This window comes from Rhizobium sp. Root1220, assembly GCF_001426265.1.
Taxonomy (GTDB): Bacteria; Pseudomonadota; Alphaproteobacteria; order Rhizobiales; family Rhizobiaceae; genus Rhizobium.
Window position 1 is genome coordinate 204,639 of sequence record NZ_LMDG01000032.1, and the last position, 23,016, is coordinate 227,654.

Genomic DNA, 23,016 nt, shown 5'->3' on the forward strand with positions numbered 1-23,016 from the left:
TTTTCTCCTATGATTTCCCCACCCGCAGCCGCAATGCGTTGGCGATTACCGATACTGAGGAGAGGCTCATCGCCGCGGCAGCGATCATCGGCGACAGCAGCAGTCCGAAAGCCGGATAGAGCACGCCTGCCGCAAGAGGCACGCCGAGCGCATTGTAGCCGAACGCAAAGGCGAGGTTCTGGCGGATATTGCGCATGGTCTCCTCGGCCAGCCGGCGCGCCCTGACGATGCCGTTGAGGTCGCCCTTCACAAGGGTGATGCCGGCGCTTTCCATTGCTACATCGGCACCAGTGCCCATAGCAATTCCAACGTCAGCGGCGGCGAGAGCGGGTGCATCATTGACACCGTCCCCAGCCATGGCGACCACGGCGCCCGTCGATTTCAGCTCGTCGATCAGCAGCTTCTTGCCTTCCGGCAGAATATCGGCGCGCACCTGGTCAATGCCGAGGCGCTTGGCGACGGCGCGGGCGGTACGCTCGTTGTCGCCGGTCGCCATGATGATGGTGAGGCCGCTTTCCTGTAGCGCCTTGATGGCGGCCGCCGTGGTCGGTTTGATGCGGTCGGCGACGGCGACGAAGCCGGCAAGCGCCCCGCCGATAACGACGAACATCACCGTCTTGCCGTCGTCGCGCAACGCCTGGATCCGGTCGGCCAGCGGGCCGATGTCGATGCCGAGATCGGCCATCATCGCGGCATTGCCGAGCGCCACCCTGGCGTCGCCGGCCGTGCCCTGAACTCCCTTGCCGGTCTTCGCCTCGAAGCCGGTGACCTGCAGGAACGTGATGCCTCGCTCTTCCGCGCCCGAGACGATGGCTTCGGCGAGCGGATGTTCCGAGCCGCGCTCGAGGCTGGCCGCGAGCGTCAACAGGTAGGCCTCATCGACGCTGCCAATCGGCACGACGTCGGTCAGTTTCGGCTTGCCCTCGGTGAGCGTGCCGGTCTTGTCGACGATCAGCGTATCGACCTTCGAAAAGCGTTCCAGCGCTTCGGCATCCTTGATCAGCACGCCCTCATGGGCGCCGCGCCCGGTGGCGATCATGATCGACATCGGCGTCGCCAGACCGAGCGCGCAGGGGCAGGCGATGATCAGCACGGCGACGGCTGCCAAGAGCGCATGCGCCATGCGCGGCTCCGGCCCGACCAAGCTCCAGACGAAGAAAGCAAGGACGGCGACGGCGACGACGGCGGGAACGAAGAAGGCCGAGACGCGATCGACGGCGCCCTGGATCGGCGCCCGCGAGCGCTGCGCCTTGGCGACCATATCGACGATGCGCGACAGCGTCGTTTCCGCGCCGATCCTCTCGGCGGTCATGACCAGCGTGCCATTCCTGTTGATCGTGCCGCCGGTGAGCGGATCGCCCTTCGTCTTTTCGACGGGCAGGGGCTCGCCGGTGATCATCGATTCGTCGATGGTCGACTGGCCTTCATCGACGGAGCCGTCGACCGGGACGCGTTCGCCGGGGCGCACGCGCAGCCGGTCGCCGAGCTGGATGTCGTCGACCGGGATATCGCTGTCGCTGCCATCCGCATTGACGCGCCGCGCGGTCTTCGGCGCGAGATCGAGCAAGGCGCGGATCGCCGAGCCGGTGCGTTCACGCGCCTTCAGTTCCAGCACCTGGCCGACGAAGACCAGCGCGACGATGACGGACGCGGCCTCGAAATAGACCGGGACCATGCCGCCATGGACCATGAACGTATGCGGGAAGAGGCCGGGCGCGATAGTGGCAACGAGGCTGTAGATATAGGCCGTGCCGACGCCGAGGCCGATCAGCGTCCACATGTTGGGGCTGCGATTGACGACCGACTTCCACGCACGGCGAAAGAAGGGCAGCGCGGCCCAGAGCACGACAGGCGTTGCCAGCAGCAACTCGATCCAGGTCGAAAGCTCTTCGCCGATGATATCGCGCAGCGGCAGGCCGACCATCGGCGCCATGGTCAGGGCGAGCAGCGGGACCGACAGCACGGCGCTGACCCAGAGCCGGCGGGTGAAATCGAGGAGTTCCGGGTTCGGTCCCTCGTCGGACGGCGGCACGCCCATCGGCTCCAGCGCCATGCCGCATTTCGGGCAGTCGCCGGGATGGTCGCTGATCACCTCCGGATGCATCGGGCAGGTATAGAGCGTACCCTTCGGCACGGGTTTTGCTGCCGGTTTGCTGCCGTGAAGATAGGCCTCCGGCTCCGCTTCGAACTTCGCCTGGCAGCTCGCCGAGCAGAAATAGAATTTCTCGCCGCCATGCTTCAGGAAATGGGCGGCGGTCGAGCGGTCGACGCTCATGCCGCAGACCGGGTCCTTCGCCGTCAGGTAATCCTGTGGCGCGGCCTCGAATTTCGCCCGGCAGCCGTCGCTGCAGAAATGATAGCTGCGCCCTTCATAGGCGAGCGTCGGCTTGCCGGCTTTCGGATCGACCGTCATGCCGCAGACGGGATCGCGCACGACATCGGCGTCCGGCCCATCATGACGATGACTGTGGTCGCGATGATGGGTGTGCGTATCGTTCATGACTTTCTCCTTGACCCTGTTGGGCAGTGGAAAAGGTTATGAGCCTTCCAGCAACTGGAAGGTCAAGAAGAAAGTTCAGTTACGAGGGGCAAGGTGGAGACAAATGGTTGTCTGGCCGCTTATCGTATCGTGTTGGCCGTGATGGTGGAGATACGACCGGCCCCCATGATCTGGCAGACCCTGCGGCTATTCTTCTTCAGTCGACGAAGACGCCGACGCTCGCTGCGCGGCCCATCGCATCGATGACGGTGAGTTTCGAGTAGCCACCCCCATCCGGCATCCACTGATTGGTGCGTCGGCGGGAGATGTCGGGCAAGGGCTTGCCGTTGGCAAGCCAGCGGAACGGCGGCCGCCCGCCCTGCAGCTTCAGCATCAGTGGCGAGAGGTCGCCGCTTGTGGCACCAAGATCGACACGCGCCCCTTCCGGCGGATAGACGATCTGCGGGGCAGGTTCACGGCCCGACGTGACCAGAAGGCCGCTTGTATTGACGGCAAAGCGGCGCTGGCTGATCGGCAATTGCGCCTGAGCAATCCGCACGGCGCCCGATGGCGGGCGGGGAAGGGGGCTCGTGGCAATGCCCGACTTCGCGAAGCCTTCGAACAGGATGGGGGCGGCGGTGCCGTAGCCGGTCAATCCCGGCACCGCACCATTGTCTGGCCGCCCGACCCACACGCCGAGAACGAAGCGTCCATCGTAACCGACAGACCATGCGTCGCGATATCCATAGCTCGTACCCGTCTTGTAGGCGATGCCGCGCTGCGGTGCGCCGGCGGGCGGAATGACGCCGGAAAGGATGTCGGTGATGTTCCAGACGGCGACCGGCTCCAGCAGTGGTTCGCCGTCGATCTTGCCGGGTTGATTGCTCACGCCATCGCCGATCCGAACTGGCTGGCCACGATTGGCGAGTGCCGCATACAGTTGAACCAGATCCTTCAGCGTGAGGCCGACGCCACCAAGGCCGATGGCCAAGCCCGGCGTTTCGTTCGGTGGCAGAACAGGGCGTACTTCGGCCCGCCGGAAACGGACCAATAGTTTTGCCGGATTGACGGCGTCGAGCAGCTTGACCGCCGGCACATTGAGCGACAGTTGCAGCGCCTCCCGGACGGTTACATCACCCTGGTAGCTCATGTCGAAGTTGCGCGGCCGATATCCGAAGAAATCTGCGGGCCGATCCTCGATGATCGTTTCCTGGTTGACCAGTCCCTCCTCGAAAGCCAGGCCGTATATGAATGGCTTCAACGTGGAGCCGGGCGAACGGTTGACGCGCGCCATGTCGATCCAGCCCGAGCGGCTTGCATCGAAATAGTCCGCCGAGCCAACCTCGCCGACGATCTCGCCGGTGCGCGCGTCCGCCATCACCATGGCAAGCGAAAGCCTCGGCCCAAGCTTGAGGGCAGCACCCCTTGCCACCGATTCCAGGCCCTCCTGTACCTGCTTCTTCAATGTCGTCCGATGCCGTGAAACCGCTGGTTCCTTGCGCAAGGCGGCTTCGGCGACATGGGCGGCAAGCGCCGGCAGTTGCATGCGCCTTGCTGGAACGAGAACGGTTGCGGCGCGTTCGGCTTCGCCGTCGCCGATCGCGTCGACCACGGCCACGCGTTCGAGCACGCGGCTGCGCGCGGCTTCGGCAGCGGCAAGATTGCGATCAGGCCGGCGCTTTTCCGGCAGCTGCGGCAGGGCAACGAGAAGGGCTGCCTGCGCGACTGTCATGCGTTTCGGCTCCCTGCCGAAATAGGCAAGACTTGCGGCGCGAACGCCTTCGAGATTGCCGCCGTAGGGCGCGTAGGTGAGGTAAAGGTCTAAGATCTGCTTCTTGGAGAGCCGCCGCTCGATCTGGACGGCGCGTGCCATCTGCCGCAGCTTTGCCGAAAGGGACCGGCCCTGTCGTGGCTCGATCAAGCGGGCCACTTGCATCGACAAGGTGGAGCCGCCGGAAACGATGCGGCCATTCGTGAGCATCTGAACCGCGGCGCGGCCAATCGCCCAAGGATCCACCCCGGCATGCTCGTAAAAGCGCCGGTCCTCGTAGGCAACGAGCATCCGCAGGAATTGCGGGTCGACATCGGCGACAGTGGTTTTCAGCCGCCAGAGACCCTCGGGCGTCGCAAAGGCGCGCAGGAGCTGACCGTCCGCGTCCAGCACCTCTGCGGAAACCGTGGCTTTGGCAAGCGGTGGCGGGAAGGCCTTGTCCGCTGCGGAAATCGCAAAAAGCGCCGCACCGGCAACGAGGATGCCGGTTGCAGCTCCGATTGCAATTGTCCGCCTCAGTCTCATGGCTGTGCCGCGACGACCTCCATCTTGCCGGTCGCCGTCCGCGCCGACAGCTGCGGCCGGTACATGTCCTCGACATTCGCTGCCGGATGATCGTAGGTGCCGGGTGTGACGGCGCGCACGACATAGGCGACGTTGATTTCGCGATTGTCGTCCGCCGACCGATTGAATGCTGCGACGAAACGGTCGTTGCGGAACTCCGTATGAGCGGCAGTGACCTCGCCGATCCAGTCGAAGTTGGTCAATTGCGCGCTGTCGACAAGGTTCGGATTGTCGATCTGGAAGCCGGCCGGCAGCAGGTCGGTGACCACGATGCGGGACGGCCACTGGTTGCTCTCGGTGACATGCAGAACGACCACGTAACGCTCGTTCTGCCTGGCTTCGGTCACGTTCGCCTGCTCGCCATCCAACGTGTAGTAGGTGCGATCGATGGCGAACCCGTCGCCGCCCGCTGGTAGCGGAGTAGCCGGAGCGGCTACCGTTGTGACGACGGCCGAGACCGGATCGCTTGTCTGGTTGGTTAGTGTCAGCGGATTGCCGAGCAGTGCGTCACCCGTCATCTTCGCCATGTAGGCTCCGCTATGCAGTCCGCCGTTGACATCTATCTTCAGCGAGTCGTCGCCACCCTGGATCGCCCGGGCGGCAAGCAGCATCCATGCCTGTTCCTGAGTGCTGGTGTACTTGTTGCGCTCCCATTCCTTGGCTACGGCTTTCGCGAGCTCTGGCACCACGGGCGGCACCGGGCGGCTCTCCGCGGCAAGCGCGAGGATGGCGGCGCCGTCCCGCAGAATGGAGCCGTAGTCCGTGCGGGACAGGTTGACGCGAGTGACCATCGATTGCTCCGACATCTGAAGCGCATCGAGGAAGATGTTCCTGGACCGCGTCGCATCGCCATACAGCGCAAGGGCCGCAGCAATGTGAGCCTTGGCAAGAGGGGTGGGGAAGTCGTTGATCATCGTATCGGCGTAGTAGCGCAGATCGCTGATCGCGGCCTTCTTGTTGCGGGCGAGTACATAAAGCGCGTAGGCGATCTGGTCTCCCTGATCCTTGACGTTGACGTCATAGCTCAGAGCATTCTGCAGGTTCTCCAATGCCTGTGAGAGTGCCCGATCCGGCACGTCGTATTTCTGCTCGCGGGCGCGGGTCAGGAAGTCCGTGACATAGGAATCCAGCCAGAGGTCGCCGCTGTCCGGTCCCCAGAGTCCGAAACTACCGGCCGAGGCCTGGTAGGAAAGGACACGGTAGATCGCATCCTGAACGCGCTTCCTCACGTCGGCGTCGTTCTCCAGGCCGGTCTGCTCGGCAAGCTCACTCAGATAGAGGAGCGGCAGCGCGCGGCTCGTTGTCTGCTCAGCGCAGCCGAATGGATACCGATCCAGCGACATCAGCAGGGCCGCGATATCGAAGGCAGCCGACCGGGTGACGCTGACATTGACGGAGGCGCCGGGCAAGACGCTGTCAGAAAGCAGCGCAGCGTCCACCGTGAGCTTGGCGCCCGGATTGAGGGCAAGCACGCGGCGTTCGGTCACCGGCAGCACTGCTGGCCGAATTGGCACGTCGATCGTTTGATCCAGCGAAAGCCCAGCCTCATCAGAGAGGTTGATCGAAACGCTGCCACCTCCGGGTTGCAGGCCGGTCACCGCGAGGGTCAGCGCCGACTTGGCGCCGGCATCCAGGCGGATCGTTTGCGCTCCGTTGTCGACCGAAATGGCATCGTTACCCGCGATCGTCAGCTTGTAGTCACCTGCAGGCGCATCGGTATTGGCGATGTCGAGGCGCAGCTCCGACTTGTCGCCAGGCGCCAGGAACTGCGGCAGGCTTGCGGTGACGACGATCGGATCGCGGATGACTACGTCCCGGGTCGCATGACCGACGCCCGATTTCGACCAGGCGACCGCCACGACCCGGGCCGTGCCGTTGAATTGTGGAATGTCGAAGCTGACTTGCGCCCTACCTTCGCCATCCAGCTTCACCGGACCGGAGAAGAACGCAACGAGCTTCTGCGTGGGTGGGTTACCCTGCAGTGCGACCGCGCCACCGTCGCCGCCGGTTCGGAGCTTGCCGGTTGCGCCCAATGATCCATCGATCAGGCGGCCGTAGAGGTCGCGGATTTCGAGACCGAGTTGGCGCTGGCCGAAATACCAGTTCTCCGGGTTCGGTGGTTCGTAGCGGGTGAGATTGAGAATACCCACATCGACCGCTGCAATCGTGACATAGGCATCCTCGTTGGCACCTGCTCCCGCCACCGCAAGGCTGATGGGAAGAGGTCCGCGCGGCAGCATCTTCTCCGGCGTGTCTATCTTCACCTGCAGCGCGCGCTCCTCCGGATCGACCTTCAGCCATTTCACCCCGATGGCACGCATCGGCATGTGACTGTCCTGTGCGTCGCCCGGACGAAACAGCGTAGCTGTGACGTAAGCACCGGCCCCCCATTCGGCCGTGACCGGGATTTCGATTTCGCCGCCCTTGTCGCCGATCGACGCGTTCCGGACGGCAAAAAGGGTTTCTGTCCCGCCCGCGACCATCAGTTCGCCGGCATATCGCGAGGAGACCTTCAGCTTCGCGGTCTCGCCGACCTTATAGCTATCCTTGTCGAGCGCGATCTCCAATCCGTCCGGCGTTTCCGTCGACGTTGCCTGCACGAACCAGCCGGCATCGAATTCGACGCTCGATGCTGGACCATCGGCAGCGGTGCTTTCGACCTCGAGACGATAGCGGCCCCATTGGACCGGTGAGGATATCCTGGCACCGTCCACGCTCACATCGACGGTGCCGTTCCCGACCTGTTCGGCTGTATAGACCGGCTCATATTTCCATGCAGTGCCGTCGCGATACCATTGGTAGTCGCGGTTGAGCTTGTAGAGCTTCCAGCGAAGACCTTCGATTTCCTCCTTTTGGCCGTTGTCATTGACGCCGATGATCGTGAAGTTGGCGATCGAGTTTTCGCCGAGATCGCCCGAAAACTCAGGCTTTATGCCAATCATCGAGCCCTGGTTCCTGACGGGAACAACCAGCGAGCGCTCGATGGCGCGACCGCCGGCTTCCTGCATGCGGATATAGACGGTCGCATTGAGAAGTTGTGTCGTTGCCGGCAGATCACCCACAGTGAGATCCGTCACCCCCTCGCCATCGGCGTCAAGCTCCGCCAAGCCGTCGATCGACTGGCGAGACTCTTCGCTCGCGTCTTCGTCGGCGAGCCCGAAGAAATAGCCGGGGAACGCCTCGCTCTGGCGCGTCGGCTTGATGACGACGTCACCTTCAAGCGTCAGCCCGGCTGCCGGCGCACCGTAGAGATATTTGCCGCTGATGGTGATGGTCGCCGGCGTATCGGGACCGATCACCTTTGCGTCGGTCGTGACCTCCATGTCGGTGCGATCCGGCACGAAGTCGTCAACGAGGAAGCTTTTGGTTGCGATCGCGGAGCTCTTCGGATCAGTATGGATGTTCATCGTCCAGGTGCCGCGCATGGCATTGTCCTGAACGGCAAAGTCGATCGTGTAGCCGCCGACATTGCTTGTCTGACTGACGATTCTGCGCTCCTCGACGCCATCGGGGCGAAGGAAAATGAAGGTGAGCGGCAGGTTCTCGATCGCCATGCCGTCGGTGTCGCGCGCCAGCGCCGCGGCATGAACCGTCTCGCCTGCGCGATAAATGCCGCGCTCGGTCCAGGTGAGCACGTCGATTGCACCGGGCGAGGCGCGGCCGGTGACGCCGCGATCGGAAAGATCGAAGCCAGCACGCGTCATGTCGAGGAAAACGTAGTCGGACGTCCCGTTCCTGGCGGTGATGACAGCCGGCGTCAACGCCGCTGTGCCGCGGATCAGGCCCGCTGTGAACGTGGCGCGGCCATCTGCATCGGTCGTTGCCGTGCCGAGGACCTCGTTGTTCTTCGCAAGAAGCTGCAGCGCCACGCCGGCCATCGGCTTGGCGGAGGCCAGTGAACGGGCAAAGACGTTCAGCCCATCCGTTCCGGCATAGGTGGTAACGCCGATATCGGAGACGACGAACCATTGTGTCGCCTGGGCATTCCAGTCCTGGTCGGGCGTGTTCGGCGCGGTGGCCGTGAGAACGTAGACTCCGGGTTTGCGTTCGGGCAACGCTTCGTCCAACGGGAAACTGGTGACGACATCCTTGTTCAGGTCGTTGCTGATCTCGATCGAACCCTGCCAGACCATTTCGCCGCTTTCATCCTCGATGCGCTGGGCGCTGTAGCCGTCGAGTTGGGTCAGAAACTGCGAACTGGTCAGCAGCGGCGCGATGCCGCGATCGCCGATCCGGTAGAGCTTGAGATTGGCGGAGGGCATGTTGACCGACACGATCGGAATACCGCGCCGCGCTGTCGAAGGCAGCACGAAGCTGTCGCCGGTGAAACGCACGCTGGCAGTACGATCTTTGACGTAGATGTCGAGGCTGACCGGTGCCTCCAGAACCTCGTCGACCGAGGAGGGGAGGCCGGTGCGGAAGGCGATCTTGTAGTTTTCCCCATGCGCCAGACCTTCGACACAAATCTGCTTGTCCTTGGTCTCTAGCGCTTTGGGAGAAGCGTCGTTGAGCGTCACGAACGGCGTGTAGTCCGTTGTCTTGATGAGCGATTCCGAGAAGGTCACGCAGGCGCGTGGCGCCGCGCTGTCGGCATCAACGGTATGTTCGGTAATGCGGAAGCCTTGCGTCGATTTCAATTGAAGATAAGCCGCCTGCACTTCCTTTGAATTCACCAGCGCCAAGCTCGCCTTGTAGGCATTGAGAGCGGCACGATAATTCGTGTTCTTTTCCAGTGCGGCCGCCAGCACCGCCAATGCGTCCGCACGGCTGGAGGTGGTCCGCGTCGCGTCGTAGCCGTTGATAGCTGCCAGCACCGCCTGACCGTAAATCTCGCCGCCATTGTTGTCGTCGGTCTTGACGAAGCTGTCGCCCGCGCGCGCGGTTTCCAGCCATAGCTCCGCATTGTCGGGGGTCAGCGCGAGCGCACCGCGGAGGGATTTGAGTGCATCGGTGACGTTGCCAGCTGTCAGGTCGATCCGCGCGTTGGCGATCAGGCTGTCTGCAGTCTGGCCTTGCTGGTCGTCGGCAAGCTCGAGATTTGCCTTGTCGTCTCGCGCCTGCTGCAGCACGTCGCCGGATAGGAAGCCAAGGCGCGGCGCAGCGCCGATGTCGGGTTCCTGCTGCTGCGCCGTTTCGACGATCTTTCCCGCGATGGCGCCGGGGAAGGCGTTCATCGCCTTGAAATCGGACTTAAGGAAGCACCACTTCACATTCGGATTATAGGTGAACGCCTTGCAGGATTTGTCGCCGATACAGGACGTCTTGCATTGATCGAGGGTGACATTCTGTTCCGTGCGCAAGTCGAAGCCAAAATAATCGGCGTCCCGGATTGTCTGGATCTCGCGTTTGGTGTCGGTCGCAAATGCGGTGGAGCCGGCGAAGATGGTCGAAAGCGCAATGGCAGTAATGGCAAGAAGCGAGCGTACAGACATAGGGCCCCCGGGATGCTGGCGCTGGATCGAGGCACTCTCGGCACTCGCTGGCTGGTTGTCAACTCGGCTGATGGGCTGTCTTGGATGAACGGTCGCCAGCCGCCGCCACGGTCTCGTAAGGAGGTCTGCGTTGTTTCGGAATGCCTAAGCGGCAGTTGGTGGCGTTAACATTTTATCAATATTAACAACAATTTACTATCCAGTAGTTGTGTGCCGGCCTGGAACATATCGCGCTCACGCCTGTTATCTCTGTAATCGCCTGCCGAGCTGACGCTATACAGTGAGTAACAAGGAGATCGTCGATGGGTATCAATGCCGTGCACGCGTCACACAAGGATCTTGCCAGCAGCCAGCGTGTGCTGATTGTTGAGGACGAATTTCTCATTGCGCTCGATCTGGAGGAAACGGTCAGGGCAATGGGGCTTGCGGTAACAGGCATGGCAGCCGACAAGGAACAGGCCCTCCGGCTGGCGCCGATGGCGGATATAGCCTTTGTGGACGTCAATCTTTCCGATGGGGCGACCGGTCCCGAAATCGGTCAGCGTTTAGTGGAAGAATTCGGCATCACGGTTGTTTTCATGACCGGGAATCCGGAAGCCGTTATCGGCAAAGTGAAAGGCGCTCTGGGGGTCGTCACCAAGCCTGTAAGGCCGTCGGTGGTCGAGAGGTCCTTGCGCTCCGCAGTGGAGGCACGCCGTCGCGCGTGACATCGCGGACTGGCCGACGATCATCAACTTGGCGTTAGAGCCTGACAACGCGCGCAGTGCCCCTTGCGTTGCGCCCAGTCGGTCCTACATCAGTTGCCCGAGCGATTTCACATCGAGGCACCCATGGCACAGGCACGGCAACTGCATCTGGGCGCGTTCATGCGGCCCGTCAGCCTTCATACCGGTGCTTGGCGTTATCAAGGTTCCTATCCCGACGCCAATTTCAATTTCACGCATCTGAAATCCTTCGCGCAGAAGCTTGAGGCAGCCAAATTCGACGCCTTCTTCATGGCCGATCATCTGGCGGTGCTGAATATGCCGATCGAGGCACTGCGGCGCAGTCATACGGTCACCTCGTTCGAGCCCTTCACGCTGCTGTCGGCGCTCGCGGCTGTAACCGAAAGGATCGGGCTCGTCGCCACGGCATCGACGACGTTTGATGAACCCTATCACGTTGCCCGACGGTTTGCCTCTCTCGATCACCTCAGTAACGGCCGCGCAGGCTGGAACATCGTGACCACGGCCAATCCCGATGCGGCCTTGAACTTCGGGCTCGCCGAACACGTGGAACATGGCGAGCGCTACCATCGCGCCCGGGAGTTCTACGACGTCGTCACCGGCCTGTGGGACAGCTTCGCGGATGACGCATTCATCCGCAATGCCGAAACCGGCATGTTCTTTGATCCCGGAAAAATGCATGTGCTGGATCACAAGGGGGAAGAACTCAGCGTGCGCGGGCCGCTAAATATTGCGCGCCCGCCGCAGGGGTGGCCCGTGATCGTTCAGGCCGGCCAATCCGAACCCGGGCGTCAACTGGCTGCAGAAACAGCAGAGGTTGTTTTCTGTTCGCCGCGCGACCTTGCCGCAGGCCAAGCCCTCTATGCCGATATAAAGGCGCGCATGGATTTGGTTGGTCGCAACCACGACCATCTGAAGATCCTTCCCGCCGCGTTTGTCGTTATCGGCGACAGCGTCGAGGAGGCGCGTGCCAAGCGCGGCAAGCTTGATAGTCTCGTCCACTATGACAGTGCAATCGCCTCGCTTTCGATCGCCCTCGGCCACGACGCCTCGGGTTTCGATCCGGACGGACCGTTGCCGGAGATTCCCGAAACCAATGCCAGCAAGACCGGGCGGGCACAGGTCTTGAAGCTCGCTGCCGACGAGAATCTGACGGTGCGCCAGCTGGCACAGCGCTATGGAGGTTATTCCGGCCTTGCATTTGTCGGGTCGCCGCAGACCGTGGCGGATGACATGGAAGCTTGGCTTTTCGAACTGGGTTCCGATGGCTTCAACGTCGTGTTCCCCTATCTGCCGCAGGGCCTGGATGACGTCGCCGAAAGGCTAGTTCCGGAGCTGCAGCGCCGCGGTCTTTTTCGCAGGGATTACGAAGGGTCGACACTGCGCGACCATCTGGGCCTGCCCCGGCCGCAGAATCGCTTCTTTTCGTGAGAAAGCCCGGGCAGTCGCCCGGGCGTGCGGAGATCATATCAATCCGGTCAGCAAGCCGACGCCGGCAAGCGCAGCGATGCCGCCGGCCGAGCGGGTGACGACGGTGCCGTAGTTTTCGCTGACCTTGCCGATCAGGTAGCCCACCGCGATGCCCGCGACGTGAAGCGTTGCGGTGGCAATCATGAAACCGGCCGCATAGGCCATGCCGCCCGCAGCAGCCGGCATTTCAGCACCATGGGCATGGCCATGAAATACGGCGAACAGCCCCACGACACTCGCCGCGACGGCGAGTGGAGCCTGAACCCCAAGTGCAACAATCGCGCCGAGAACGATGACTGAGAGCGCAATGCCAACTTCGACGAACGGAACGGGGATGCTCAACATGCCGAGCGCCCCGCCAAGGGCCATCACCAAGACGAATGTTGTAGGCACGAGCCAAAGGGCGCGTCCTCCCATCTGCCAGGCAAGAACGCCGACCATCACCATGGCGAGGATGTGATCGACCCCGGAAAGCGGATGGCTGAAGCCGTGGAAGAAGCCGACTGTTTCGCCAATACCAGTATGCGCAGACGCCAGAGAGGGTGCCAGAACAAGAGCCGCAAGCGCAGCGGTAAATTTGACGGTCTTTGAAAACATGTTGTGCCCCTGGATCATATGCAATGCTGGGGAGAAACTGACACGGTGGGAAAATACATTAAAGGAAAAAAACGGCGGACACAGTCATTTGACGTAGGTCGTATTGCGACGCAGCAGCGATCACGTTGGTTGCAGGTTTCCAAACCATGCGACAAGGCCGACAACGGCCAGTCCGAGGCAGATCTCCGCGGTCGTGCCGCTTTTCAGGGCGGCTAGCGAGCGGACTGTGCCAAGCCTTGGTACGAAAACGTAGCGATTGACGACAGCAAGCGCGACCATCGCGCTTACCAGCAGGATCTTGACGCTCAGTAGCAATTGGTAGGTGAACGCCCAGTCTGATGGAACTGCGCGGATGATCAACGCCGTATTGAGGATTCCCGATAGGATGACGAGCGCCACGGCGGCATGCCCCGCCGTGGAAAACCGAACCAGCGCAATCCGGGCGGCGGTGTGCCAACGCGGGCTATGCAGCATCCGCAGGACAAGAAGGACGGGACCCAGCGCCCCCAGCCAGGCGCCGCCCGATAGCAGGTGAATGCCGTCATTGATACGGTGGAGTGTTCGCAGCCAGCCGTCGTTCATTGCCGCATGGCCGCTGATCGTCAGGGTAACGAGCAACAGCCCGGAGCAGAATGTCAGCGCGCCCTGCCGGCGTTGGCTTGGCAACGCTGCCGCGGCAACCAGCAGCACCACGGCTCCCGCCTGCGCGATCCACGCCTTTCCGACATCGGTGTCGTAGAGGACGGCATGCAGCATGGCCGGCGCGAGGGCATCCGTCCATCCCTCGCCGATCGTTGCCGCCCGCAACGGGAGCAATGCCGCAGTGGTCGTTACCACCAGCAGTATTGCGCCAAGTCGCCATGGCCCAAGCCTATCATCGATATGTCGTGCCAATTCGCCGGGAACCAAAGCCCAGAGGTAGGCAGAGGCGCCCCACAAGCATATGGCGGCGCCGTCGAAGAGAAAGCGGCAAAGGATCAGGGCGCCGTCCGGTGTCACGGCTTGACGGTGAAACGGTAGCTGCCGTCCGTCTTGTGGCCGTCCGTCGACAGAACATACCATTCGACGGTGTAGGCCCCGGCGTTGAGCGTGCCCGAAATGGGAATCGACAATGTCTTGCCCTCGTCCATGAGCCTGGCGTCGCCGGCCTTTATCTCGCTCTTGTCAGGGCCGATGATTTTCACCCCGGAGAACTTGACGTTCAGCTCCTCCGAGAAGCGCAGGTCGAGTTCGGCGGGAGACGTTGTCACTGCGTTTTCCGCGGGAGCGCTTGTCGTCAGATGTGCATGCGCACATGCCTGACCGGAAAAGCAAAGTCCTGCAGTGATAGACACCGCGAGAAGGCGGTAAAATTTCGGCATGAGTGCTCCTCGATTGAATTGGTTTCCAAATGGTTTCGATGCGGGGCCTGTCTATTGCGGCTTGGACATGTCCGCGCCGTCCATATCCGAATGTGCGTCCTTGGCACCGGCGTTTGCGCCGCCAGCGCTGCCGACCGCAAATTCGACGTCGACCTTGCCTGCCTTCTCGAACGTCAAGGTCGCCTTGATCTTCTCACCCTCCTTGAAGGGCTGGGACACGTCCATGAACATGATGTGGTAGCCGCCGGGCTTCAGTTCGACGGTTTGTCCGGCAGGGATTGCCAGGCCGCCAGCGACGGGCCTCATTGTCATTACCCCATTGCTCACGCTCATCTGATGAACTTCTGCGGATTTTGCCCTGTCTGATGCCATGCCGATCAGTCTGTCGTCGGTGGAGCCCTTGTTAGTCAGTTTCAGATAGCCGCCCCCCACCTTGGCTCCGGGAACCATGGCCCGGGCATGCGGATGACCGATCTCGATGTCGCCCGCCTGAAATCCGTGGGCGGTCGCAAGACTTGCGAAAAGCAGACCTGCGAAAAGGACAATCAGCTTTTTCATTTTCATTGTGTTAGCTCCTTGGGAGATGCGCCGGATGTGGATCGCGCAATATGCCGCTCGCGCTAAATGCTCGGCGAGAACCTTGTGTGTGGCTTGAATTGACCATGAGTATGATCTGTGATGAGGCCTGACCCGGCAAAGACGGGCGCACGGCTACCATTGACGACAAGCGTCACGGCATCGGCCGAGACACTGGCTCAATCAGAGGCAGGATCGCGGGGAGGCGCTCTGGGGCCCTTGCTGGGTGGGAATACTCGGCTGCCATAGGCTCTGGCCTTGTAAGGCAGCGCCGCTGCGGCCTCGATGCGAAGACGCTCGCTGCCGTTGTCACTGGGGCGTCGCAGCAGGATCGACGCGCTGATCCGGCAGGCTTCGCAGCCATAGGCATGGGCCTTGCCATGCGTATGCTTTCCGTCGGTTTTACCGGCGATGCAGATCACGGGAAGCGTACCGTCGGGCAGCACGTATTCGGCAAACTCTGCCGGAACGAAGGCACCGTCGGCGAAAGCCGGAGCCTGATGGGCGAAACCGACAAATATCAGAGCCATGGCGCAGGTCATGCGCACCAGCCACTGAGCTACCGTCGTTTTCCCGGATCCCATCTCTTGCCCACGTCTCCCGTTTATGGCGCAGTCTTTATGCAAGATTTGAGTAAAGCTCAACGCGAGAATTTAGGCAATTCAAACGCCTGCGAGGTGCCCGCAGAGATCGAACGAGTCGCCGATGCCAAGATCATCTGCAGCTAAGTATCCAATGGACATGGGCCAAGTGACCGTCGATTTCACAGTGACGCCCAAGGCAAAAAAAGCTCAATGCGCCTGAGCCAGTCGCCAGCGCAGCCGTCCTGCGTTCCGGGCCGTCGAAGAAAACATGCCGATCAACGCCAGCCCCGCGCTCCAGCCTGAACAAATTATCATTGTCGAGCTCGCCAACAGGTCTGGCGAGAGATCGTCGCAGCTTTGCCTGACTCCAACATCATTGTCTGGCACATCACAACCTATTGTGTTGTGAATAAGCCTGACATCACTCCCGCCGTTGGACATATAGCCGCCGAGGTGCTGTGGTTGTCCGGGCTGCCTGTATTGTCCGTGCAACCATGAGTCCTCGATAAGGCAATTCGGCGCACAAACGATGCTTGCGCCTCCACCCCTCACTTCGACACGTCTCACGATCAAGTTTGAAAAGCCGACGGCAGTAGCCTCCCATTTACCCGCATCGACCAGACTATCTTCGATCGTCAGCGAGGCGCGCCCGGGGTGTCAACATCGATCCGATTGGTTGTGCTTCGCGTTATTCTCACGCTCGGAGCTTTTATGTACAAATCGCAACTCACGGATTTTGAATCGATCACGGTGTTTGGTTCGAGAACGACGCATGGACCCGTATAGGGCGTCAGCTTTATCCCTTTCGGTACGCCCGTGTTGTTTGGACCAAGGAAGCCACTAAGATCTACTGCCTTTGGGGGGAGGCACTGATTGAACGGGCTTCAATCCGAACACAATGGGTATCGAGATTGCAATTGCCATCCACCTTGCGAGTGTCGTCAAACTTACCGCCAATGTGATTGCGTGAGCGTTCTTTGGTGAACTAGTCATTCATCGCCCGCCTACGTTAATAGGGATCAGGTCCTACACGCTATTCAGCCTATGATTTATCTGCGGCTCGCATTGCGGCAGTCTCCCGGTTCCAACGTCGGCTGAAGCCCGGCGCACTCGCCCCGAAAGCCAGGGCAAGCATGATCCCGGACCTATAAGTGCGAACAAGAACCACGCCGACAAATGCAAGAGCGCGGGCGCGCAACCCCTTCAGACGATCCGAGAAGCCGATCCGAGCCACCTCCGCAACAGGTGAGACCGCAACGGCGGCAGTGCGAAGCATCCACAGAGCCCACCATCCTCGTCTTGCTTGAATCCGCGCGAAATCATGGGCGGTATGTCGGTCCCATTTCCGAGCGAGTTCCCCAAGCGTCTTGCGGGCGGGATGATAGACGATCATCCTCGGGCAATATTGGGTCCGATAGCCATCCCGAAGCGCCCGCTGTCCCCAATCCCTGTCCTCTGCCATATCGATTCCGCCGAAGGGACCCACTTTCGAGAACACGTCAGAACGCACCGCCAGGTTGCCAGTCCCCGTGAAGCCCTGCTCCGCGATATACTCCTTCATCCGGTAGGCGAACACGCTTTCATAGGCCTCCAGTAAGGTTAAACGATCACGGTCCTCGCATGCAATGCGTACGTCGCCGCCAAGAATGCCAACTTCTGCACTTTCCGAAAAGCGCCGCTCGATCTCAGACAGCCAGCCGTCGCCCGCGAGGCAGTCGGCGTCAATGAACGCCAGGATACTTCCCGAAGCCTGCGAGACGCCGCGGTTGCGTGCCGGCCCGGGACCGGGAACCTGCTCGGACAGAAGCGTCACTCCAGCAAACAAGGAGCAGATGTCAACAGGTGGAACCTTGGAGCCGTTGTCGACGACGATGACCTCGACGGGTTGTTCCAAACCGGTCTGGGATGTGATTGATGACAAGCACAATCGAAGCGATTGCGCCTGATCAAGATGCGGGATAATGACGCTGATCATTGACGTCCAATCTCTCCCGGAACAGGTTGCGGTAGGCGCCAAGATACCGGTGCGCCTCGGCCGTCCATCGAAATGTTCGCTCGGCCACTGCCCGGCCGGCCAAGCCCATGTGCTGGCGCCGCTCGGGATCGTCGACGAGTTCGAGAATGCCGTCCGCGAGCGCTCGTGGCGAATGCTCCGAGACGACCAGAGCCGCGTTTCCGGCATCGCTGGTTGCCTGGCGCAGATTGAATTGCACAATCGGCAAGCCAAGCATCATGTACTCGAACACCTTGTTCATCGATAGCTTGTCGTTGAAGTCGTTTGGTGGGTCGGGAATGATCCCGACATTCAGTGCCGAAAGATGGGCCATCAGCGGCGGCCCACTGAGATAGCCAGAGAAACGCAATGCATCACCAAGCCCAAGTTCGTCTGCCATCGTCTTCAAACGGCCGAACTCCGGCCCATCGCCGATGATCAGGCAATGAATATCGTTGCGCTTTCGGACATGGACAATCTCCGCGACGGCCCCAACCAATGTCTCGACCCCGTCCTGCGCGCCCATTATGCCGATATAGCCGATGAGATGCTTCCCGGGGATCACAAGGGATGGGTCGGCGTCGGTCAACCGGAACCTGGATGCCTCTGGGTAGCTTTTCACGACGACCACACGATCGGGAGCCATGCCGCCACGAGCTATCGCAATATCGCGAAAGGTTTCATTCGTGGCGATGCTGGCATCGGCTGCACGAAACGTTTGCCGTTCGAAGAACTGGAGCAATCTGTGAAAAAAATCCTTTCGCCCGAATTTGCTGACATAAAGCTCCGGGCTCAGGTCATGATGATCAAACACAAAGTAAGTGCCGAACAGAAACTTGTGTACAAGGGCCACCAGAAACATCAGATCCGGGGGATTACAGGCCTGAATCGCGTCAATGCGCTGCCGCCGGCGAACGCGAAACGACAATTGGATCTGGTGAAAGAGCGCCCACCAATATTCCCGTAAGTATCCTGCGGCAGAAACCGCCTCTCGTAGCGGATGGCGGTAAATATGGATGCCGCCCAAGACCTCGTATGCTTCGTCGTGTCCCTTGCCCTTTGGACATATGACCGACACTTCGTAGCCTGCCTCATTCAGCGCCTGTGCTTCCTGCCAAACCCGACGATCAAACGGAACCGGCAGGTTCTCGACCAGTATTAGGACGTGATGGCTCTTGGAAATGACAGCCTCCCGATGTGTTTCTCGTGAACACGCTGAGGCATAACCATACGACTCCGAAGCCGTAATCCTCCAGTTAGCTAACAGGATAAGCAATTGACCTTTTGTGTAACTACCGGGCACTCGTGATGGCGGCTATAAATATCTGTACTAATACTTGTCGTGATACTTTTCGGCATGGAATGTTTGAGTAGTTCGAAGGAATTGGCGGGCTGTGTCACACTCTGAGTTCAAAGCGGCGGCCGAACATGTCGCGATTTGCCCCATCGCTGCAGGCGACGTGACCAGAGTTGCGGATTTTCTTCATGCCGAGTTGAACAACAGACTTTCGCCATCAGTATGGGCAGCTGCGATCCAACCCTCGTGGCAGACGGTATCCCCAAATCACGGTTTTATGCTGGTTGGCGGGGACCGTGTTCTTGGCGTCTACGTGGCCTTTTATTCACAGCGACGAGTCGGCGACCAGACGGAGAATTTCTGCAATCTGGCCGCCTGGTGCGTTTTGGAAGACTATCGCTCATATGGCCTGAGACTCCTGAAAGCCCTGCTTGACCAGCAAGGTTACACCTTCACCGATCTGTCCCCGAGCGGCAACGTCGTTCCGTTGAACAAACGTCTGAACTTCCAGCAATTGGACACGGCAGCAGCCCTAGTTTTGAACTGGCCACTGCCGCGATGGGGAACGGGAATTCGCATCGCTTCCGATCCGGAAGTGATCGAGTCCTGCCTACAGGGGCGCGACCTTGAGATCTATCGCGATCACGCGCGGGCGACTGCGGCGCACCACCTAGTGGTCACTCGCGGCCAACAATCCTGCTACGTGATATTTCGAAGGGACAGACGGAAGCGGATGCCGCTCTTCGCATCGATCCTCCATATAGGAAATCCCGAACTGTTCCAGGCGACCGCACGCCATATCTATAGCCATCTGCTGACCAGTTTTGGAATCGTTGCGACACTGGTTGAAAACCGGTTCGGTGTTGCCAATCCTCGCTTTGCTATCTCTCTGCGTTCACCGCGCCCCAAAATGTTTCGCAGCAATCGCGTGCTCGCGAGCGACGTGGACTACCTCTATAGCGAACTAACGTGCGTGCCGTGGTAGTGGGGAGCGGGGGCATCATGCACTCATCGGTCAAGACCAACCTGTCCCATCTGCTTCGCCAGGGAGCGTTGCTGCACGGCGCGGCACCTGCGCTGACATACAAGAACGTGACGTGCAGCTACACCGAGTTATGGCAGCGTGTTTGCGGATTTGCATCGGCGCTCGTTGACTTGGGGCTGCGACGCGACGACAGGGTCGCGGTGTTCCTTGAGAAGCGTATCGAGACAGTCGTCACGATATTCGGCACGACCGCGGCAGGTTGCGTGACAGTACCCGTGAACCCGCTGCTTCGTCCCCAGCAAGTCGCTTACATCCTGGCCGACTGCGATGTCCGCGTTCTGGTCACGTCGTCCGACCGCCTGAGTCAACTCAAGGATTACATAGCCGATAACCGCGCGCTGGAGCATGTGATCCTGGTGGATCAGGATTCGCGCGACGAGGTGGGGCTGCCGGAAATTGACGGCTCCCAAATGCACGGCTGGACACCAGTGTTCTCGAACGAGACGGGTCAGGCGCCTCAAATCGCGTCTGTCGACTACGACATGGCGGCAATCCTCTATACATCAGGGAGTACAGGCAAACCCAAGGGCGTCGTTCTCAGTCACCGCAACATGATCGTCGGCGCGGAAAGCGTCAGCCACTATCTGGGAAATGGTCCTCACGACACGATCCTCTCCGCGCTGCCGCTAAGTTTTGATGCTGGACTGAGCCAACTGACAACGGCGTTCAATTCCGGGGCTCATATAGTGCTGATGAACTTCCTACTGGCGAGCGACGTCATTCGACTGTGCGAAAAGCACCGAGTTACCGGGATCACCGGCGTGCCTCCCTTCTGGATTAAGGTTGCCGATCTCAACTGGCCCACCGAGGTGGCGGCAAACTTGCGGTACTTCGCAAATACGGGAGGACGGATGCCGAAGGCAACGCTCGACCGATTGCGCGCAATTTTCCCGAAGGCGCTGCCCTACCTGATGTACGGGCTGACTGAAGCCTTTCGGTCGACGTATCTCGATCCTGCTGAGATAGACCGCCGCCCCGATTCGATTGGCAAGGCTATTCCAAACGCGGAGATCCTGGTCGTGCGGCCGGACGGCTCGCGCTGTGAGCCCGGAGAGCATGGCGAGCTTGTTCATCGCGGGCCGCTAGTCGCGATGGGCTATTGGAACGATCCGGTACGAACAGGCGAACGCTTTCGCCCGCTACCGGGCAATGGTCCAGGTTGGCGATCTCCCGAGATTGCAGTCTTCTCGGGCGATACGGTCGTCACGGACGAGGAGGGATTTCTGTTTTTCGTCGGTCGCCGCGATGAGATGATCAAAACGTCCGGCTATCGCATTAGCCCGACGGAGATCGAAGAGGTTGCCTACGCCACAGGCTTGGCACGCGACGCGGTTGCGCTCGGGATCGACGACGGAGCCTTAGGGCAGCGTATCATCCTTGTCGCAAGCCCGATGTCTCAATCGCTCGACGTGGGCGCTTTGCTGACAGCGTTCCGGCGACGGCTGCCACAGTACATGGTTCCATCAGAGGTGATCGAGATGGCAACGATTCCAACCAACCCGAACGGTAAATTCGATCGGGTTCTTTTGCGGGAGCAGTTGAGATCGTGAGTTCCCACCCATCCATTGCTATGTTCGAGGCGGCGCAAAGCTGCCTAGCTGTCGGAGGCATTTCGCTCGACCGCCTTTCCGAGCGAGTCGGCAGCACGCCGTTCTTTGCTTACGATCGTCGGCTGATAACGTCACGGATCAGCTACCTTCGATCCGTGCTTCCAGCTGACATAAAGCTGAGTTACGCGGTCAAAGCCAATCCGATGCCCGCCGTCGTCCAGCACCTGGCGGGTCTTGTGGACGCCTTCGACGTCGCTTCGGCTTTCGAGATGAAGACGGCGCTGGATACTTCCATATCTGCATCGCACGTCAGTTTTGCGGGGCCGGGAAAGACAACTGCGGAGCTGACCCAGGCCGTTGCGGCAGGCGTGACCATCGAAATGGAGTCCGCAAGCGAGGCCTCCCGCGTAGCAGAGATTGGGAACAGACTAGGCATCAGGCCAAGAGTGGCTTTGCGGGTAAACCCAGATTTCCAGGTCAAAGGCTCCGGCATGCGCATGGGGGGAGGTCCGCAGCAGTTCGGGATCGACGTCGAGGAGGTCCCATCGTTGATGCGGACACTTTCGTCTGCTGACCTCGATCTTCTTGGATTTCATGTCTTTGCTGGCTCCCAGAACCTTCACGCCGATATCCTTTGCGAGGCACTGTCAAGGAACGTCGAGCTGCTACTACGGCTCGCCGGGGAATGCCCCTGGCCGGTTCGCTATCTCAACCTTGGCGGCGGATTCGGGATACCCTATTTTGACAAGGATCGTCCGTTGGACCTCATGCCGGTCGGGCAAAGGCTGGCCGACTTGATGGAGGCCGAAATCCGTCCGAATCTTCCGGACGCCCGGGTTGTCATCGAACTCGGCAGATACATCGTCGGCGAGTCAGGAGTCTATGTCACCCGCGTCATCGATCGCAAGGTATCCAGAGGACGGGTATATCTTGTCGTTGACGGGGGGCTCCATCATCAGTTGGCTGCGTCGGGCAATTTCGGTCAGGTTATTCGCCGCAACTATCCGATCGTGGTGGGAAACAGGATGGACGACCGGGAGATGGAGACTGTCTCCGTTGTGGGCTGCCTTTGCACACCACTGGATCTGCTGGGCGACAACGTCTCGCTTCCCCGCGCAGAGATTGGCGATCTTATCGTCATCTTTCAAGCGGGCGCCTATGGCCTCACCGCCAGCCCTACCGCGTTTCTTGGACATCCGCTGCCACCGGAAGTGCTCGTCTAGTCATCAGCAGTGCGGCCCGCAGGACGCAAACCGAAGAGAACAATGAGAGGGGTATCATGAATTCGTCAACGCTCGAAGCTGTGAAGGACGTCATCGTCGAAACGCTCGGCATAGAAGATCGCGCCAGGATTGAAGGAGCCGCCACGCCCTTGTTCGGCAGTATACCCGAGCTTGACTCCTTCGCAGTGCTTAGCCTCGCGGCGGCACTCGAAACACGCTTCGGATTTCAGATCGACGACAGCGAGTTCACCGGTGCGGTATTTGAAACCGTAGGGTCGCTGGCGATGTTCGTGGACCGGAACCGGTCGAAAGCCGATTTCGCTGCCGGCTAGGGAGCTCAGGAAGCGTC

The 23,016-nt window shown here is 60.6% G+C and carries 16 protein-coding genes; 6 read left to right on the top strand and 10 right to left on the bottom strand.

Annotated elements, in window-relative coordinates:
- Positions 1–7: 7 nt before the first annotated feature.
- From ASC90_RS18035 to ASC90_RS18045, 3 genes are all read right to left on the bottom strand, one after another.
- The gene (locus ASC90_RS18035) at positions 8–2,500 is read right to left on the bottom strand and encodes a heavy metal translocating P-type ATPase (RefSeq protein ID WP_056543077.1); all 2,493 of its coding nucleotides are present in this window, start codon (positions 2,498–2,500) and stop codon (positions 8–10) included.
- A gap of 196 nt (positions 2,501–2,696) precedes the next feature.
- Positions 2,697–4,775, bottom strand: a complete 2,079-nt coding sequence (gene pbpC / locus ASC90_RS18040) for a penicillin-binding protein 1C (RefSeq protein ID WP_056543079.1) — start codon at positions 4,773–4,775, stop codon at positions 2,697–2,699.
- On the bottom strand, positions 4,772–10,246 hold the full coding sequence (locus tag ASC90_RS18045; protein WP_056543082.1) for an alpha-2-macroglobulin family protein: 5,475 nt from the start codon (positions 10,244–10,246) through the stop codon (positions 4,772–4,774). Before ASC90_RS18045 ends, pbpC begins: the two co-directional genes overlap by 4 nt.
- 302 nt (positions 10,247–10,548) lie before the next feature.
- Here ASC90_RS18045 and ASC90_RS18050 point away from each other — a divergent pair, with 302 nt between their 5' ends.
- Together ASC90_RS18050 and ASC90_RS18055 are read left to right on the top strand one after the other, a co-directional pair.
- Complete coding sequence (locus tag ASC90_RS18050; RefSeq protein WP_056543084.1) at positions 10,549–10,953, top strand: response regulator; 405 nt, start codon at positions 10,549–10,551, stop codon at positions 10,951–10,953.
- A gap of 123 nt (positions 10,954–11,076) precedes the next feature.
- Entirely contained in the window at positions 11,077–12,402 is a 1,326-nt protein-coding gene (locus tag ASC90_RS18055; protein ID WP_056543086.1) for an LLM class flavin-dependent oxidoreductase, read from the top strand.
- Between the two features lie 33 nt (positions 12,403–12,435).
- Here the strand turns inward: ASC90_RS18055 and ASC90_RS18060 are convergent, their stop codons facing one another.
- The 7 genes from ASC90_RS18060 to ASC90_RS18090 form a co-directional block, all read right to left on the bottom strand.
- A complete protein-coding gene (locus ASC90_RS18060) occupies positions 12,436–13,038 on the bottom strand; it encodes a HupE/UreJ family protein (RefSeq protein WP_056543088.1) in 603 nt (200 codons plus the stop codon).
- Positions 13,039–13,158: 120 nt separating this feature from the next.
- Positions 13,159–14,037 (bottom strand): copper homeostasis membrane protein CopD, encoded by an 879-nt coding sequence (gene copD / locus ASC90_RS18065; RefSeq protein WP_056543090.1) that lies wholly within the window; start codon positions 14,035–14,037, stop codon positions 13,159–13,161.
- Positions 14,034–14,399, bottom strand: coding sequence for a copper homeostasis periplasmic binding protein CopC (copC, locus tag ASC90_RS18070; protein ID WP_056543092.1), 366 nt, complete (start codon positions 14,397–14,399; stop codon positions 14,034–14,036). Before copC ends, copD begins: the two co-directional genes overlap by 4 nt.
- Positions 14,400–14,450: 51 nt before the next feature.
- Positions 14,451–14,957: a copper chaperone PCu(A)C gene (locus ASC90_RS18075; RefSeq protein WP_056543625.1), complete on the bottom strand. Its 507-nt coding sequence runs from the start codon at positions 14,955–14,957 to the stop codon at positions 14,451–14,453.
- A 197-nt stretch (positions 14,958–15,154) separates the two neighbouring features.
- Positions 15,155–15,559, bottom strand: coding sequence for a hypothetical protein (locus tag ASC90_RS18080; RefSeq protein WP_056543093.1), 405 nt, complete (start codon positions 15,557–15,559; stop codon positions 15,155–15,157).
- A gap of 1,042 nt (positions 15,560–16,601) precedes the next feature.
- Positions 16,602–17,534, bottom strand: a complete 933-nt coding sequence (locus ASC90_RS18085) for a glycosyltransferase (RefSeq protein WP_056543095.1) — start codon at positions 17,532–17,534, stop codon at positions 16,602–16,604.
- Complete coding sequence (locus ASC90_RS18090) at positions 17,506–18,855, bottom strand: glycosyltransferase family 4 protein (RefSeq protein ID WP_244480411.1); 1,350 nt, start codon at positions 18,853–18,855, stop codon at positions 17,506–17,508. The genes ASC90_RS18085 and ASC90_RS18090 overlap by 29 nt, the downstream gene beginning before the upstream one ends.
- Before the next feature lie 307 nt (positions 18,856–19,162).
- Here ASC90_RS18090 and ASC90_RS18095 point away from each other — a divergent pair, with 307 nt between their 5' ends.
- The 4 genes from ASC90_RS18095 to ASC90_RS18110 are packed head-to-tail and all read left to right on the top strand — an operon-like array spanning position 19,163 to position 22,999.
- Complete coding sequence (locus tag ASC90_RS18095; protein ID WP_244480412.1) at positions 19,163–19,834, top strand: hypothetical protein; 672 nt, start codon at positions 19,163–19,165, stop codon at positions 19,832–19,834.
- 17 nt (positions 19,835–19,851) lie between these two features.
- Entirely contained in the window at positions 19,852–21,444 is a 1,593-nt protein-coding gene (locus ASC90_RS18100) for an acyl-CoA ligase (AMP-forming), exosortase A system-associated (RefSeq protein ID WP_056543099.1), read from the top strand.
- Positions 21,441–22,667 carry a pyridoxal-dependent decarboxylase, exosortase A system-associated gene (locus ASC90_RS18105; protein WP_056543101.1) on the top strand — a complete coding sequence of 409 codons (1,227 nt, stop codon included), beginning with the start codon at positions 21,441–21,443 and terminating at the stop codon, positions 22,665–22,667. The genes ASC90_RS18100 and ASC90_RS18105 overlap by 4 nt, the downstream gene beginning before the upstream one ends.
- A 56-nt stretch (positions 22,668–22,723) precedes the next feature.
- The gene (locus ASC90_RS18110; RefSeq protein WP_056543103.1) at positions 22,724–22,999 is read left to right on the top strand and encodes a phosphopantetheine-binding protein; all 276 of its coding nucleotides are present in this window, start codon (positions 22,724–22,726) and stop codon (positions 22,997–22,999) included.
- Positions 23,000–23,016 lie beyond the last annotated feature (17 nt).